General features: G+C 70.0%; 18 protein-coding genes and 1 pseudogene. 13 read left to right on the plus strand and 6 right to left on the minus strand.

The window, feature by feature from the left end:
* Positions 1-71 precede the first annotated feature (71 nt).
* Entirely contained in the window at positions 72-1,004 is a 933-nt protein-coding gene (locus NGB36_RS07065) for an AurF N-oxygenase family protein (protein ID WP_255919249.1), read from the minus strand.
* A gap of 167 nt (positions 1,005-1,171) precedes the next feature.
* Between NGB36_RS07065 and NGB36_RS07070 the strand changes: the two genes are divergently transcribed.
* The 3 genes and pseudogenes from NGB36_RS07070 to NGB36_RS07080 all read left to right on the plus strand — a co-directional run bounded on the left by NGB36_RS07070 (position 1,172) and on the right by NGB36_RS07080 (position 3,393).
* Entirely contained in the window at positions 1,172-2,278 is a 1,107-nt protein-coding gene (locus NGB36_RS07070; protein ID WP_255919251.1) for a ferritin-like domain-containing protein, read from the plus strand.
* A gap of 145 nt (positions 2,279-2,423) precedes the next feature.
* A pseudogene (locus tag NGB36_RS07075) lies at positions 2,424-3,058 on the plus strand (class I SAM-dependent methyltransferase).
* On the plus strand, positions 3,019-3,393 hold the full coding sequence (locus NGB36_RS07080; protein WP_255919252.1) for a four-helix bundle copper-binding protein: 375 nt from the start codon (positions 3,019-3,021) through the stop codon (positions 3,391-3,393). Before NGB36_RS07075 ends, NGB36_RS07080 begins: the two are co-directional and overlap by 40 nt.
* Before the next feature lie 48 nt (positions 3,394-3,441).
* Here NGB36_RS07080 and NGB36_RS07085 read toward each other — a convergent pair whose 3' ends face one another.
* Positions 3,442-3,831, minus strand: coding sequence for an ATP-binding protein (locus tag NGB36_RS07085; RefSeq protein ID WP_255919253.1), 390 nt, complete (start codon positions 3,829-3,831; stop codon positions 3,442-3,444).
* 236 nt (positions 3,832-4,067) lie between these two features.
* On the opposite strand from NGB36_RS07085, the gene NGB36_RS07090 reads away from it, so the two are divergent.
* The 3 genes from NGB36_RS07090 (at position 4,068) to NGB36_RS07100 (ending at position 6,204) form a co-directional block, all read left to right on the plus strand.
* Positions 4,068-4,943, plus strand: coding sequence for a helix-turn-helix domain-containing protein (locus tag NGB36_RS07090; RefSeq protein WP_255919254.1), 876 nt, complete (start codon positions 4,068-4,070; stop codon positions 4,941-4,943).
* Between the two features lie 10 nt (positions 4,944-4,953).
* A complete protein-coding gene (locus NGB36_RS07095; protein WP_255919255.1) occupies positions 4,954-5,154 on the plus strand; it encodes a DUF397 domain-containing protein in 201 nt (66 codons plus the stop codon).
* A gap of 114 nt (positions 5,155-5,268) precedes the next feature.
* Positions 5,269-6,204, plus strand: coding sequence for a bifunctional helix-turn-helix transcriptional regulator/GNAT family N-acetyltransferase (locus tag NGB36_RS07100; RefSeq protein WP_255919256.1), 936 nt, complete (start codon positions 5,269-5,271; stop codon positions 6,202-6,204).
* 17 nt (positions 6,205-6,221) lie between these two features.
* On the opposite strand, the gene NGB36_RS07105 is transcribed toward NGB36_RS07100, so the two are convergent.
* Positions 6,222-6,551, minus strand: a complete 330-nt coding sequence (locus NGB36_RS07105) for a helix-turn-helix domain-containing protein (protein ID WP_255919257.1) — start codon at positions 6,549-6,551, stop codon at positions 6,222-6,224.
* A gap of 193 nt (positions 6,552-6,744) precedes the next feature.
* Positions 6,745-7,506: a GntR family transcriptional regulator gene (locus NGB36_RS07110; protein ID WP_255919258.1), complete on the minus strand. Its 762-nt coding sequence runs from the start codon at positions 7,504-7,506 to the stop codon at positions 6,745-6,747.
* A 222-nt stretch (positions 7,507-7,728) separates the two neighbouring features.
* Here NGB36_RS07110 and NGB36_RS07115 point away from each other — a divergent pair, with 222 nt between their 5' ends.
* The 6 genes from NGB36_RS07115 to NGB36_RS07140 are packed head-to-tail and all read left to right on the plus strand — an operon-like array spanning position 7,729 to position 12,837.
* On the plus strand, positions 7,729-8,886 hold the full coding sequence (locus NGB36_RS07115) for an ABC transporter substrate-binding protein (RefSeq protein ID WP_255919259.1): 1,158 nt from the start codon (positions 7,729-7,731) through the stop codon (positions 8,884-8,886).
* Positions 8,883-9,803 (plus strand): ABC transporter permease, encoded by a 921-nt coding sequence (locus NGB36_RS07120; protein WP_255919261.1) that lies wholly within the window; start codon positions 8,883-8,885, stop codon positions 9,801-9,803. The genes NGB36_RS07115 and NGB36_RS07120 overlap by 4 nt, the downstream gene beginning before the upstream one ends.
* The gene (locus tag NGB36_RS07125; RefSeq protein WP_255919262.1) at positions 9,791-10,666 is read left to right on the plus strand and encodes an ABC transporter permease; all 876 of its coding nucleotides are present in this window, start codon (positions 9,791-9,793) and stop codon (positions 10,664-10,666) included. The genes NGB36_RS07120 and NGB36_RS07125 overlap by 13 nt, the downstream gene beginning before the upstream one ends.
* A 47-nt stretch (positions 10,667-10,713) precedes the next feature.
* Positions 10,714-11,832 carry an ABC transporter ATP-binding protein gene (locus tag NGB36_RS07130; protein WP_255919394.1) on the plus strand — a complete coding sequence of 373 codons (1,119 nt, stop codon included), beginning with the start codon at positions 10,714-10,716 and terminating at the stop codon, positions 11,830-11,832.
* On the plus strand, positions 11,829-12,491 hold the full coding sequence (locus NGB36_RS07135) for an HAD family hydrolase (protein WP_308288814.1): 663 nt from the start codon (positions 11,829-11,831) through the stop codon (positions 12,489-12,491). The genes NGB36_RS07130 and NGB36_RS07135 overlap by 4 nt, the downstream gene beginning before the upstream one ends.
* Before the next feature lie 10 nt (positions 12,492-12,501).
* On the plus strand, positions 12,502-12,837 hold the full coding sequence (locus tag NGB36_RS07140; protein WP_255919263.1) for a DMT family transporter: 336 nt from the start codon (positions 12,502-12,504) through the stop codon (positions 12,835-12,837).
* Here NGB36_RS07140 and NGB36_RS07145 read toward each other — a convergent pair.
* Complete coding sequence (locus NGB36_RS07145; RefSeq protein WP_255919265.1) at positions 12,812-13,987, minus strand: PP2C family protein-serine/threonine phosphatase; 1,176 nt, start codon at positions 13,985-13,987, stop codon at positions 12,812-12,814. The genes NGB36_RS07140 and NGB36_RS07145 overlap by 26 nt on opposite strands.
* A gap of 199 nt (positions 13,988-14,186) precedes the next feature.
* Between NGB36_RS07145 and NGB36_RS07150 the strand changes: the two genes are divergently transcribed.
* Entirely contained in the window at positions 14,187-15,164 is a 978-nt protein-coding gene (locus NGB36_RS07150; protein WP_255919267.1) for an FAD-dependent oxidoreductase, read from the plus strand.
* Between the two features lie 84 nt (positions 15,165-15,248).
* On the opposite strand, the gene NGB36_RS07155 is transcribed toward NGB36_RS07150, so the two are convergent.
* Positions 15,249-15,557, minus strand: coding sequence for a hypothetical protein (locus tag NGB36_RS07155; RefSeq protein WP_255919268.1), 309 nt, complete (start codon positions 15,555-15,557; stop codon positions 15,249-15,251).
* Positions 15,558-15,575 lie beyond the last annotated feature (18 nt).

Consider the following 15,575-nt stretch of genomic DNA (forward strand, 5'->3'; position numbering starts at 1 on the left):
CCTCGTCCTTCGGCCGGCCTCCCCCTGCTTCCCGGGGGGACCCCCGCCGCTTGCTCGCGTGCGTCGCTCCGTCACCCCAGCAGGCCGGAGCTGCGCCACAGCGCCTTCGCCGGGCCGCGCAGCACGCCGATCTCGTCGAGGAAGTCGGTCAGCCGCTGCGAGGAGCGGCGCATGACCTGTTGCCGGTGCGGGCTGTTCCTGACCTGTTGCAGCGCGTAGGCAGGATCGAGGCCGACCGAGGCGTAGACCTGCGGACTGATCAGCGACATCGCCACCACGCGCGCGGTCTCGCCCGACATCAGCCGGGTCAGGCCGGCCTCCCAGCGCGGGGCGGTGGCCATCTGCCGCCGCAGCTCCTCACGCGCGTACCGCACATGCCGGGCCTCCTCGACCACGTGGATGCGGGTGACCCCGCGCACCAGCGGCTGGATGCGCTCGTCCGGGAAGGTCTGGCGCTGCATCCAGTCGAGGATCTCCTCGACCAGCAGGGTCGCGGTGAACGAGCCGGGCGTCGTGGAGATCGTCTTCATCACCCGGGCGAGGTTGTGGTGGAGGCGGCTCGGCCGGTAAACGGGCGTGCCGTACTTGCCTACAAGGCGCGCGAACATCATCGAGTGCCGGCACTCGTCGGCGGTCTCGGTGAGGGCGTAGCGCACATGGCGGCTGGTCGGGTCGATGTCGTAGATGTGCCGCATCAGCAGCTGCATGAGGATGACCTCGAACCAGATGCCGACGGAGGCGAGCGACGCCGATTCGTGCTTGCTCAGCTCGATCCGCTGCTCCTGCGACATGTGGTTCCACAGCGGGGTGTCGTAGAGCGAGCACAGCTCGGGCGGCCAGAACCACTTGCCGTCCTCGAACGGGGCGTCCCAGTCCAGCTCGGTGTCGGGGTCGAAGGAGTGCCGGGCTGATGCTTCGAGCAGCCGCTCGGCGACCTGCTCGCGTTCCTTGAGTGCGCCGATCCGGTCGTTGGCGGCGCCGGCGACGCTGACGGAAGAGCTCATGGGACTGTCACCTCTGACGGCCGGAGCTGGACAGCACGAGGGGTTACCCTCGGTCACACCTTTATGAGACTACTTGTCAGCAAGACCGTCAAGACCTTGCCGACCAATTGTTGACCGGGCCGCCGCGTCATGTGACGCTTCAGTAACAAACGCGAGGGGAGGCGCCGGTGTCGACGCACGAGCTGTACGTACACGGCCCCGCAGAGCAGGAGTGGGATGTCCAGGCCACCGGTCAGGCCCGCTTCACCTGGGAGTACGACGACGGCCGTGACCGGCTGCTCGCCCTGTACCAGAAGGGCAAGGACAAACAGTGGGACGGCACCAAGCGGATCGACTGGGAGCTGGAGGTCGACCCGTACGACCCGCTGGGCGTGCCCGACCAGAACATGACGATCTACGGCACGCCGTACTGGGAGAAGATGAGCGAGCAGGACAAGCGTGACCTGCGCCGCCACTACGCCTCCTGGCAGTTCAGCCAGTTCCTCCACGGCGAGCAGGGTGCGATGATCTGTGCGGCGCGCATCGTGGAGTCCGCCCCCGACCTCGACGCGAAGTTCTACTCCGCGACCCAGACCATGGACGAGGCGCGGCACGCCGAGATATACGCGCGCTTCCTCCACGAGAAGATCGGGATGCTCTACCCGATCAACGACAACCTGCAGAGTCTGCTCGGCGACACGCTCCGCGACTCGCGCTGGGACATGCCCTACCTGGGCATGCAGGTGCTCATCGAAGGTCTTGCGCTCGCCGCGTTCGGCATGCTGCGCGACACCACCGACAAGCCGCTGCCCAAGCAGATCCTCGCATATGTCATGCAGGACGAGGCGCGGCACGTGGCCTTCGGGCGGATGGCGTTGCGCGACTACTACAAGCAGCTCACCGACGCCGAACTGCGCGAGCGCGAGGAGTTCGTCATCGAGGGCTGCTACCTGATGCGCGACCGGCTGCGCGGCGCCGAGGTGCTGGAGAACTTCGGCATACCGGCGAAGGAGGCGAACGAACTCAGCGAGCAGTCCGAGTACCTGGCGCTCTTCCGCAAGCTCCTCTTCAGCCGGATCGTGCCGTGCGTGAAGGACATCGGGCTGTGGGGCGAACGGCTGCAGCGCGCCTACCTCGACATGGGTGTCTTCGAGATGGGCGACTCCAACCTCGACCTGCTGATGGCCCAGGACGAGGAGATCGCCGAGAAGCTCGACGCGGAACGATTCGCCGCCGAGGAGGCGGAGCGCAAGGCGGAGGTGGCCGACGCGATCGCCCAGGGCACGCAGTCCTGACGTGCGGTCATCCCCGGGTGAGAGTCCGGAAAACGTTGCTTGACACGGCGGAAACCACCGGCTGACGCTGCCTGCATGGCGTCGACCGATGTGACGGGGTGAACGGACGGGCACACGGGGACCAGGCGGCAAACGCAAGCCGCGGCTGCGTGAGGACGGATACCTGGCCAGGGCCCGGTCGTCCTACGACGCGGTTGCCGAGGATTACGCCGAACGAGTGAGCCCGCTGTTCGCCAAGTCTGTGTTCGGGTGGGCGATGCTGGCCGGGTTTGCGGAGCTGGTGCGAGCCGACGGCGGGCGGCCGGTCGCCGATTTCGGGTGCGGTCCGGGTCACGTCACCGCACACTTGGACTCGCTCGGCGTCAGCGCCTTCGGCATCGACCTGTCGCCCAGGATGGTGGAGATCGCCCGACGGAGATACCCGGATCTGCGGTCGAGGTAGGCTCGATGACCGCTTTGGACCTGGCCGACGGCGGACTCGGCGGGATCGTCGCCTGGTGGTCGGTCATCCACACGCCACCGCAGGTGCTGCCGGAGGTGTTCGCGGAGTTCCATCGGACGCTGGCCCCGGGTGGCCATGCGGCCGCAGGCGTGCCTGCTCGGCCGCAAGGCCATGGCGTGACGCCGCGTGGCCCGACCTGCCCGAGTGGGTCCAGGCGGTTGCCGGGGTCCCGGCGCCGACGTAGGACAGAACCGGACGGAACCGAGCAAGTCGGTTCCCCTGTCCTCGAGGAGACGTCATGCAGAAGACCCAGAAGGCCGGCCAGGCGACCAAGATGACCAAGGAGATGCAGCAGTGCCTGGAGGCGTGCCTCACCTGCCACAACATGTGTGAGCAGGCCATGACCGACTGCCTGCAGAAGGGCGGCGGCCAGGCCGAGATGCAGGTCATGCGCGCCATCATGGACTGCAGCGAGATGACCCGGACGTGCGCCGACATGATGATGCGCAGGTCGCCGATGATGGCGGAGATGTGCGCGATGTGCGCCCGCGCCTGCGACATGTGCGCCGAGGCGTGTATGCGCATGCCCGAAGCCCCCCACCTGGCGGAATGTGCGGACAGCTGTCGCCGCTGCGCCGAGATGTGCCGCGCGATGGCGGGCGCGGCCGCCTGACGCGCCCCCGCGTCCAGGGGGCGCCGGTCGCCTGACCGGCGCCCCCTGTCACGTCAGCTCGAACCAGACGGTCTTGCCGGGCCCCGGGTCGTAGCGGCATACACCCCACTCGGCGGCACACGCGTCGATCAGCGCAACCCCGCGTCCGGTCTCGGCGTCCCCGGTGGGGGCGACCCGCGTCGGGCGTCCCGGTGCCTCGTCGTGGACGAGCACGCGCAGCGCGCCCGAGTACTTCGCGTACACGGTGAGCGGGGCTGAACACCCGCTGGTGCGGCATGCGTTGACAGCATTGGTCACTGCCTCGCTCGTCAGGAGGGCGGCAGTGTCCGCGAGTTCGTCGGCTCTGACGGCTGTGAGCAGCGTACGGACGGCTTCGCGGGCGGAACGGACCCAGAGCGGGTCGGGCGGGAAGACGAGCGAGCAGTCAGTTGGTGGCATGGGGGCGCCTCTCTGGACGGTACAGGGCGCTGCGCGGCAGCGGTGGCGTTGCCCGCTTCAACTTTCTTGAGAACGGGTGCACTTCCGTACCGTGCGCTGTCTTCGACGGTAATCTCACGCGTGAGAATGCCGCAACCGTGTACCACAAACTCACCTCGTGCGGGTGACGTGATCGTTTGCTGGTGGACCAGCGGGAGGCTGCGCGGCACACTGCCCCTGGCCACGAGGAGGGATCCATGGCACCCAGGACCAGCCCCAGCGAGCGGCAGCGCCGACTCGGGGCAGAGCTGCGCAAGCTGCGGACGCACGCGGGCCTGTCGGGTGATGAGGCCGGCGTGCTTCTTGACGCGGACCGCACCCGGATCAGCCATATTGAAGCTGGGAGGGCGGATGTCCCGCGCAATGGCCTGCACAGCTTGTTGCGTGCGTACGGCTGTCCCGAAGGCCCACTGTTCGACGGGCTCATGGCGATGGCGCAGGACCGGGGCAAGGGGTGGTGGGACGACCATCGGAGCGTGATGGGGCGCGCTGCACGGGATGTCGCGGAGCTGGAATCACGTTCGACCCGCATCCGTATCCATGAACCGTTGTTCGTTCCCGGACTGCTGCAAACTCCGGACTACGCACATGCGGTGATCTCGGCGGTCGAAGACGACTCGGAACTTGTTGCGGGTTACGTCAAGTTCCGGCTTGCTCGGCAGCGGATCCTCAGCTCCATGGTGGCCTACCATGCGGTGATCCATGAGTCGGCGCTACGTGTCCGGGTCGGCGATGGCAAGATCATGCGCAAGCAACTTTTGCGGCTCATCGAGGTGGCCCGGTGGCCCAACGTCACGTTGCAGATCTTCCCGTTCGAAGCGGGACCGTATGCGGCCTTCAGTCGTCCGTTCATCCTGTTCGGCAGCTCTACGCCAGAGTTGGACACGGTGTATCTCGAACACCCGCTTGATACCGTATTTCTTGGGGATAGGGATCGCATCGACGAGTACGACAGAATGTTTGAACGGCTCAGCGCGCTGGCGCTCGGGCCGGTGGATCCGGAGTCGGCCCCCGAGTCCCATGAGGGTCAGGACTCGCTGAGCCTCATCCAGCACATCATGTACGAGTTGTAGAGGGAGCCTTATGTCCCAGCTCGCGTGGCAGAAGTCCTCGTTCAGCACCGGTGGTCAGGGTGAATGCGTCGAGGTCGCGGCGAGCGCTCACGGGCAAATCCACCTCCGCGAGAGCGACCGTCCCGGTGAGGTCCTCACGACGACCGCGCGGAAGTTGGAGGCGTTCCTCAAGGGGGTCAAAGCCGGGGAGTTCGACGACCTCGCGGACTGACCCTCTTTGCGCCGTATATCCAACTTCGCTCACCTGGTGGTGTCCGCGATGCGGGACTACCCTTGTCTCCGACAAGGAACAAGCAAGTAATTCCGCGCTGGGGGGTGCTCCCCGATGGGCATCGGCGAACCGCATCTCGAACCGGCGATCGACGCGATCCGGTCGTTCAACCGCTTCTACACCAGCGTCATCGGTGCCGTCGACTACTCCGGGAAGCTCGGGACGCCGTACTCGCTCACCGAAGCGCGTGTGCTCTACGAGCTGAACCGGGTCGAGCAGATGCAGGTGCCGTGGCTGCGGGATGCGATCCGGGCGGAGGCGGCGCACCTGAGCCGGGTGCTGACGCGGCTGGGGAGGGCCGGTCTCGTCGAACGCGAAACGCATCCGATCGACGGTCGCGTCCACGTCGTACGGCTCACCCCGCAGGGGCGTGAGGCCGCGGCGGTGCTGGACGAGCGCTCCCAGCAGGCGATCGGCGACCTCGTGGGCCGGCTCCCGCAAGGTGAGCGGCGTCGGCTGACCGAATCGCTGCGGACGGTGCAGGACGTGCTCACCCGGCCCCGACTCGGCCTCGTCGGCCTGCGCCGTCCGCAACCCGGCGATCTGGGATGGGTGATCCAGCGCAACGGTGCCGTCTACGCCGAGGAGTTCGGCTGGAACGAGGAGTACGAGGCGCTGGTCGCGCGCATCGTCGCGGAGTTCGCCGCCGAGCACGATCCGCAGTGCGAGGCCGCGTGGATCGCGACGTTCGACGACGAGCCGGTCGGCTGCGTCTTCTGCGTGCGCGACGAGGCCCCCGGCACCGCACGCCTGCGGCTGCTGCTCGTCGATCCGAAGGCGCGCGGCCACGGCATCGGCGACCGCCTCGTCCGTACCTGCATCGAGTTTACGCGTCGAGCGGGCTACCGCGAAATGGTGCTGTGGACCAACGACGTGCTCGCGGCGGCGCGCGGCATCTATCAGCGCGCCGGATTCGAGCTCGTCGCGGAGAAGCCGCACCACAGCTTCGGCAAGGAGCTGGTCGGGCAGGACTGGCGGCTCAGCCTGTGAGGCCCAGCCCGTGAAGTTCAGCCCGTGAAGTTCAGCGTCGCGCCGGTGCCGGGCGCGAGGTGGATGTCGAGCTCGGAGTCGAGCGCCCGCGCCAGGCGTTCCAGCAGCGGCAGCGTGGGAACGGTGTCCCCGCCCTCGATGCGTGAGAACTGCGGCTGGGACATGTTGGCGCGGCGGGCGACCTCGGAGGGCGTCAGGCCCAGCGCCGTACGCCGCTCGCAGACGGCCTCGCCGAGGGCTCTCGCGTACTGCACCTCCAGCCGGATGGCGGTGACCGCGGGGCTTTCCCGCACTTCGTCTCTGAGGACCTCACGGGTCCGTGCGGTCTTCCACCGTGCGTGGTCCATTGCAGGTGCCCTTCGCTGACGGTCGATTGATGGCCGATCCACCGCGCATTGTGGCCCTGGCGGAGGTGGCTGGGAAGACGACGGGCCGCCCCGCAGGCGGCGGGACGGCCCTCCTGCGCAGAGCGGTCGTCGGCAGGGGTAGGCGATGCACTACCGATCAGCTGGTGCCGTTCCCGTGCTCGCCACGGGCACCTCACAGTTCACGCGGCGGGTCGTCCGTGGCGGCCCTGCGCGACAGCGGGTTGGAACCGATCGAGTTGTGGATCGCGAAGGTGACTGAACCCGGGCGGTAGCGGTCGTCCGACCACTCGATGGGGCGACCCGCGTGCGTCGTCGTCACGCGGCGGATACGCAGCAGGGGAGCGCCGCGGCGCATGCCGAGCAGCTCAGCGTCGCGGGTGCCCGCCGCGACCGCGTCGATGACGTGCTCGCCGTACGCGAAGACCAGGCCCACTTCGTCGTAGAGCGCCTGGACCACCGACTTGCAGTCGCGCGGCAGCCGTTCGACGGTGTCGGCGACCCAGGCCGGGTAGACATTGCGCTCGACCAGCACCCGTTCGCCGTCGAGGCCGCGCACGCGCAGGACCTGGAGCACCTCGGCACCCGGCTCCAACTGCAGCCGCAGCACATCCTCGTCGTCCGCCGGGCGCCGGAACTGCTCGATGACGCGCCCGGTGGCCGTTCGGCCCATCGACTGCGCCCACTGCGCGAAGCTCCGCAGCTCGGCGAAGCTCTGGCTGCGGTGGTTGCCGAGCACGACCCTGCGGGCGCCCTGGCGGGAGCCGACGCGGCCCTCCGCGGTGAGTGCGGCGACCGCCTGCCGGACCGTGCCGCGCGCGACGCCGTAGCGGGCGGCGAGTTCGCTCTCGGACGGGAGCAGCGCGCCCACGGCGTAGACCCCGCCGTCGATCGCCTGCCGCAGAGCCTCGGCGATCTCCTCGTGCCGTGCGCTCACGCAATGACCCCTCAGGACGCACCAACGTTTCCGTCGGCCACTGTATGTGACGAATCCTGGCGTCCGCCCACCCGCTCGGGCACGGCCAAGAAGCCGCGCTATCGCATCGAAAAGGTCATGCCCCGTTCATCGTCACGACATGAACATACGGCGTACTGAGGCCCACTTGTTCGGACAAGTGAACCCTGCGCCCGCGCCCCTGCGCCCCCTCGGGAGACCCTCGTGACGACGTCAAGACTCCGCCTCCGCCTGGTCGGCCTCGCCGCCGGCCTGACCGGCGCCGCCCTCGCCCTGAGCGCGTGCGGCGCCGCCCCCACCACGGAGACCACCTCCGGTGGCAAGAGCGCCGCCACCGCGACCTCCGCCGCCGACTTCGGCGGCATGAACGCGCTGATCGCCGCGGCGAAGAAGGAGGGCACGCTCAACGCGATCACCCTGCCGCGCGACTGGGCCAACTACGGCGCCCTGATGGACGGGTTCACCAAGAAGTACGGCATCAAGGTCAACGACGAGAACCCCGAGGGCACCAGCCAGGACGAGATCAACGCGATCACCTCCCGTCAGGGCCAGGAGCGTGCCCCGGACGTGGTCGACGTCGGCAGCTCCTTCGCGCTCAGCGGCCAGCAGCAGGGCCTGTTCGCCCCGTACAAGGTCGCCGGCTTCGCCAAGATCCCGGCGGGCCAGGCCGCCACCGACGGCACCTGGTACAACGACTACGGCGGCTACATCTCCATCGGCTGCAACGCCTCGAAGGTGCCGTCCTGCCCCAAGAGCTTCGCCGACCTGCTCAAGCCCGAGTACAAGGGCATGGTCGCGCTCAACGGCGACCCCACCCAGGCGGGCGCGGCCTTCGCCGCCGTCTACGCCGCTGCCCTCGCGAGCGGCGGAAGCTTCGACAACATCCAGCCGGGCATCGACTTCTTCGCCAAGCTGAAGAAGGCAGGCAACTTCAACCCGGTGCAGGCCAAGCAGACCACCGTCGAGTCCGGCGAGACCCCGATCACCATCGACTGGGACTACCTCAACGCGGGCTACTCCGACGAGTTCAAGTCCAAGGGCATCAACTGGCAGGTCAACATCCCGACCGACGGCAAGTACGCCAACTACTACAACCAGGCCATCAACAAGAACGCCCCGCACCCGGCCGCTGCCCGGCTGTGGGAGGAGTACCTGTACAGCACCGAGGGCCAGAACCTCTTCCTCGGCGGCTTCGCCCGCCCGGTGCTGATGGCCGCCATGGAACAGGACGGCTCGCTCGACAAGGCCGCGGCCGCCAAACTGCCCGCGGTGAGCGGCACGCCGAGCTTCCCGACCCAGGCGCAGCTCAACAAGGCCAAGCAGGTGCTCGGCCAGGGCTGGGGACAGGCCGTCTCCGGATGAGTGCGAGCACCGACGTCACGGCGACGGCCGCCCCGGCGGCGGCCGCAGCCCCGGCCACGGCCCGCCGCCGCGCCCATGCGGCGGCGGGCCCGCTCGCGGTCGCCCCGCTCCTGATCGTCGTCGCCGTGGCTTTCGGTATCCCGGCGCTGGCGATGCTCGGCGGCGCGTTCACCACGACGGACAACGGTCCCGGCACCGCCGTCCACTACACGACCGGGAACCTGACCGCGTCCCTGCAGGGCGCCTACCTCACCGCGCTCCTCGGCAGCGTCAAACTCTCCCTCACCGCGGCGCTGATCAGCACCGTCGCCGGGCTCCTGCTCGCCCAGGCGGTGGTGACCTCCCGTTACGCAGTGCTGCGGCACGCGGTGCTCAGCGCCTCCGGCGTGCTCGCCAACTTCGGCGGTGTGCCGCTGGCGTTCGCCTTCGTCGCCACCCTGGGCAACGCGGGCGTGCTCACCCAGCATCTCGGCCTGGACAAGGCGGGCTGGAGCCTCTACAGCTTCTGGGGCCTGGTCCTGGTCTACCTCTACTTCCTCGTCCCGTTGATGGTACTCACCGTCATCCCGTCGCTCGACGGGCTGCGCGCGCAGTGGCGGGAGGCTGCGCAGAACAACGGCGCGACGACATGGCAGTACTGGCGGCACGTCGCGCTCCCGGTGCTGGCGCCGTCGCTGCTCGGCGGGTTCGTGCTGCTCTTCGGCAGCGCCTTCGCCGCATACGCCACCGCGCGCGCCATGGTCGGCGCCTCGGTGCCGCTGATCACGCTGCAGATCGCCAACGCCCTCAACGGCAATGTCTTCGCCGGGCAGGGCAACGTCGGCCTTGCGATGAGCCTGGACATGGTCGTGGTCGCCGGCCTGGTGATGGCCGTCTACATCCCGTTGCAGCGGAGGAGCGCACGATGGCTCGTCTGATCCCGTCGATCCCGTCGATCCCGTCGCGCAGACCGCGGTTCGGGCGGGGCGCGGTGCTCGCGGTGAGCGCGGCGTACTTCGCCGTGCCGCTGCTCGCCGCCGTCGTCTACACCGTCGACGACCCGGTCAAGGGCGTCACCCTCTCCGCATACACCGGCATCCTCGGCGCGGGCGGATTCCTGCCGGCCCTGTTGCTCTCGCTCGAGCTCGCCGCCGCCACGATCGCCGTGGTGCTGCTGATCCTGGTCCCCGCCGCCATCGCGGTGCGGCTCGGCGGGTCGAGGCTGCGCGCCGCGGTGGAGGTGGTGTGCACGCTGCCGCTGGTCGTCCCGCCGATCGCACTCGCCGCCGGGCTCACCACCGTGCTCAAGTGGGGGCCCGAGTACCTGGCCCGGACGCCGTTCTTCCAGACGATCGTCGCGCTGCAGAATCCCGGCTTCCCGGTCGTCCTGGTGCTGGCCTACGTGGTCATGTCGCTGCCGCTCGCCTACCGCGCGCTCGACGCGGGGCTGCGCACGCTCGACGTGCCCACCCTGATGGAGGCTGCGCTCAACAACGGGGCGGGACGCATCCGCGCCGTGACCGGCGTGATCCTGCCGAACCTGCGCGGTGCGCTGCTCAACGCCGTCTTCCTCACCCTGGCGCTGGTGCTCGGTGAGTACACGGTGGCGTCGATCCTCGGCTTCCAGCCCTTCACGGTGTGGATCGTCAACGGCTCGGCCAGCGCGCAGGGTCCGGTCACCATCGCCGTCTCCGTCCTCAGCCTGCTGCTCACCTGGGCGCTGCTGCTCGTGCTCTCCGCGAGCGGTGGACGGCGCCATACGAGCGCGCCTGCGTCGCGCAACACGAAGGGAACAACCTGATGTCCAGCTCAGCAGCGCCCGCGACGACGGGGGGTACCTCCCGCCGAATGCAGGGGGAGGCCGCGACAGCCGCCCAGGAGGACCGGCAGGACCGGGAGACGGGCGCCACCGTGGAGTTCCGCCAGGTGCGGCGCGCCTTCGGAGCAGCGGTCGCGCTCGACGGCCTCGACCTCGACGTGCGCCCGGGTGAACTGCTCGCCCTGCTCGGGCCGTCCGGCTGCGGAAAGACCACCGCCCTGCGCATGCTCGCCGGCTTCGAGACCCCCGAATCCGGCGAGGTGGTGGTCGATGGCGAGGACGTCACCTCGGTGCCCGCGAACCGCCGCGACGCCGGGATGGTTTTCCAGTCCTACAGCCTCTTCCCGCACCTGAGCGCCGCCGACAACGTGGCCTTCGGGCTGCGTATGCGCAAGGTCAGCGCACGTGAACGCCGTGCCCGCGCCGCCGAGTTGCTTGAACTGGTCGGCCTGCCGCACCACGGCGACCGCTACCCGCACCAGCTCTCCGGCGGACAGCAGCAGCGCATCGCGCTCGCCCGCGCACTGGCGCTGCGCCCGCGCGTCCTGCTGCTCGACGAGCCGCTGTCCGCGCTCGACGCCAAGGTGCGGCTCGCGCTGCGGGAGGAGATCCGACGGCTGCAGCGGGAACTGGCGATCACCACGCTCTTCGTCACCCACGACCAGGAGGAGGCGCTGTCGATGGCCGACCGCGTCGCGGTGATGCACGCCGGGCGGCTCGAACAGTGCGCCGAACCTGGCGAGTTGTATGCGCGACCGGCCACTGCCTTCGTCGCCGAGTTCGTCGGTACGATGAACCGCATCCCGGGCCGTACGGGGGACGACGGCGGCGTCGTCGAGGTGGTGGGCCGTCGGCTTCCGGTGGACGGGCCGGGGGCGGCCCCGCACCGGGAGGTGGACGTGCTGGTCAGGCCGGAGGCGGTCGAACTCGCCGTGGCCGAGAAGGGCACGAAGGGCGCGGAGGGCACGGCGCGGGTGACGGGCACGACGTTCCTGGGCGCGGTCACGCGGATCAGCGTGCGCCTCGCCGACGGCACCCTGGTCAAGGCCGACATGACGACGCACACCGCCACCGCGTTCCCGGCGGGCACCGCCGTCACCGTGGGGCTGCCGGAGCGCCCGGTCCTCGTCGACGAGCGTCGCGCGTGAGCGCACCCGCGGCTTTGCAGGCCGTTCTGTTCGACATGGACGGCACCCTCGTCGACACCGAGCAACTGTGGTGGCAGGCGGCCGAGGAGGAGGCGGCGCGGCTCGGTCACCGGCTCGGTGACGCCGACGTCCCCGAGGTGCTCGGCCGGGCGGTCGGCCACACCGCCGCCCACCTGCATCGCGTCACGGGCGGCGACCAGCCGGCCGGCCTGATCGGCGAACGCCTCGACGCACGTTTCACAGCGCTCGTCTCCGCAGGGCTCCGCCCGCTGCCCGGCGCGCTGGCGCTGCTCGACGCGCTCGCCGCCGACGGCGTGCCGCTCGGCCTGGTCTCCGCCTCGCCGCGCTCCGTCGTCGACCTGGTGCTGGGGAGGCTGGGCGGCAGCCGGTTCGCCGTGACAGTGGCCGCGGGGGAGACGCCCCGCACCAAGCCGGCACCCGACCCGTACCTGGCGGCGGCGCGCAGGCTCGGTGCCGCACCCGGCGGCTGTGTCGCCGTCGAGGACACACCCACCGGTGTCGCCTCCGCCGAGGCGGCCGGATGCCGGGTGCTCGCCGTCCCCTCGCTGGCCCCGATACCCCCGGCCGCGGGCCGCGCCGTCGTGCGCAGCCTGTCCGACGCCGATCCGGCGCTGCTGCACGCGCTGGCTACCCGCTAGGTTGGCCGCCATGCCGCCGATCCCGCCGTATCTGGTGCTCGCGCTCGCCATCTCCAGCGAGATCTGCTCCACCGTCGCACTGAAGTACACGCACGGGTTCACCCGCCTGCTGCCGACTGCGATCACCGTCACCGGCTATGTGGTCTCCTTCATCCTCCTGGGCCGCGCGCTGCGCACCATTCCCGTGAGCATCGCGTACGCGATCTGGTCGGGCGCCGGCACCGCGGTGGTCGCCGCGGTCGGCTTCACCTTCCTCGGCGAACCCGTCGGCCGTCTGCAGGTGATCGGCATCCTGCTGATCATCGCGGGGGTGGTGGCCCTCAACCTGGGCGGGGCCACGCACTGACCGCATAGAGAGCCGGCAGCTCCACGGGGCCGCGTTCCAGGGCGATCATGGCGACGTCGTCGTCCATGGGGCCGCCGACGTGGACGGCCAGGTCGTCGGCGAGGTGCTGGAGCAGCCGGTCCGGGCCTCCGCCGCTCCACCGGGCGGCGCGCTCGGTGAGCGGGTAGAAGTCGCGGTTGGCGTCGCGTGCCTCGCTCACGCCGTCGGTGTAGAGCAGCAGCAGGTCGCCGGGGGCGAAGTCGAAGGTGGTCGGCTCGTAGACGGGGTTGCACAGCTCGCCGAGGCCCAGCGGGGGCGCGGCGCGGCGCACCTTCAGCGTGGACGCGCGCCCGTGGCGCAGCAGCAGGGGCGGGGGGTGGCCGCAGCTGATCATGTGGATGACGCTGCGGTCGTCGGGGATGTCGAGCACTGCGGCGGTGACGAAGCGCTCGCCGATGTCCTGATCCTCCTCGGCGTTCTCGGCGGCGCCGAATTCCGCCAGGCCCCAGGCGACGCTGCCCTCCAGATATACGACGAGCTCGGCGAGCGGGGCCTGGCGGTGGGCTGCCGCGCGGAACGCGCCGAGCAGCAGCGCGGTGTCGCTGATCGAGGCGATGCCCTTCCCTTTCACATCGCCGATGATCAGCCGGGTGGAGCCGGCGGTGCGGGCGACCGCGTACAGGTCGCCGCCGATCTGCGTGTCGGCGGCCGCGGCGTCGGCCGCCCGGTAACGCGAGGCGATCAGCAGCGGGCCCAGGCGCTCCGGGAGCGGACGCATGACGACTTTATGGGCGGCCTCCGAAACGGCTCGAATGCGCCGCAGCTCGCGTGTACGCCGCTCGCGCACCTGGCAGAACACGACGAGCAGGGCCGAGATCAGCACCAGCGAGGCGATCTGCACCTGGATGTTCTCGGTGTAGAAGACGTCCCGCTCGACCCCTATCATCGCCAGGCCCGCCACGGCGAACAGGGCGATCAGCCCGGTGATGCGCGGCCCCGAGAAGGCGGCGGTGAAGGCGGGGGCCACGATCAGCAGCGGGCCGAGGTGTATGTCGGGTGGCGAGAGGATGTCGGCCGTCGCGATCACTGCGATCAGGACGAGCGGTATCGCCAGCAACGCGTGCCCCGGCTGTATCGACCCCCTGAGGTCGACCCGCCGGTGATTGCGCATAAAACCTGCTTACACCCCGTATGTGCACTGTGCATGCGAGAACGAGGGCCCGGCCCGGGCGCATCCGGGGGGTGCTGCCACGCCCGGGCCGAGTACGCACAATCTACTACACGCTTGTAGACATAACGCCAGAGGGTGGCAAAGATTGTTTCAGCTTGCACCATAGCCCGAGTCTGAACGGTCGTTGTACGGTCCCGTCATGGATTGCGACGTGATCGTCATCGGTGGCGGGATCATCGGACTGACCACGGCGGTACGCCTCGCCGAGGACGGCACGCGGGTGCGGGTCTGGAGCCGCGACGTGGCCGACGAGACCACGTCGGCGCTGGCCGGCGGCCTGTGGGAGCCGTACCGGGTCGAGCCGCAGGACCGGGTCGCCGCCTGGTCGCGCCGCGCCTTCGAGGTGTTCGCGGAGCTCGCAGAGAAGCCGGACGAGACGGGTGTGCGGATGCGGGAGGGCATCTCGGCGTGGCCGGGCGAGTTCACCCTCCCCTACTGGGCCCGCGCCGTCCCAGGGCTCAGGCAGGCCCGTCCCGACGAGCTGCCGCCCGGCTACGGCTCGGGGTTCCGCGCCCGCGTCCCGGTGGTCGACACCCCGGCCCACCTCGCCTACCTGATCCGCCGCCTCCAGGCGGCCGGCGGCGAGCTCGAACAGCGCACCGCGGCCTCCCTCGCCGACGCGGCGGAGCACGCCCCGCGGATCGTCAACTGCACCGGCCTCGGCGCTCACGACCTCGTGCCCGACCCTCGCGTGCGCCCGGTCCAGGGCGAGATCGTGATCGTGGAGAACCCGGGCGTCACGGAATGGTTCGTCGAGGGCGAGAACGAGGGCGAGGGCGAGGAGGCCCCCGCGTCCCAGGAGGCCGTGTACGTCATCCCGCAGCCGTACGGCGTTGTACTCGGCGGGGTCGCGAGGGAGGGCGTCTGGGAGCGCACCCCCGACCCGGTGACTGCCGAGGGCATCGTGCGGCGCTGCGCGCGCATCGACCCCCGCCTGGCACAGGCGCGGGTCCTGCGCCACCGCGTGGGGCTGCGCCCCTACCGTGACGAAGTCCGGCTCGAACGCGAGACGTTGGCGGACGGCCGCGCCTGCGTGCACAACTACGGACACGGCGGCGCCGGGATCACCGTCTCCTGGGGCTGCGCCGAGGAAGCGGCCGCCCTCGCTCGCTGTTGACTTCCGGCGTCGCCTGCTCCTGCACCGGGCACCCCGCCCGCATATGCCTTGCGCCACAGGCGCGAGGCACGGCACGTCACCCGGTCAGGGCTTCACCACACTGTTGGCCGCCAGGAACGGGATGGTGTCGATGACGTTGCTGGGGATGTCGGCATTGCCGCAGTGGTTCAGCGGCCCGGACAGCGGCGTGCTCAACACGTTCGATACCGCCGCGCCGCCGCCGGCCGTGGTGGCTCCCACGGTCCCGGCGGCGGTACGGGTGACGCAGCCGTGAGCGAGCGATGGTGATGCGGTGTCACCGAGGCCGTCTGCCCATGCGGGGGCGGCGGTTGCAAAGGCGCCGGCCACGACGGCGCCGACAGCAGCGGTACGGATCCATGCGCGTGTCCTCATGGTCGGGTCAACGACTTC

This window comes from Streptomyces humicola (assembly GCF_024436035.1).
Classification (GTDB): domain Bacteria; phylum Actinomycetota; class Actinomycetes; order Streptomycetales; family Streptomycetaceae; genus Streptantibioticus_B; species Streptantibioticus_B humicola.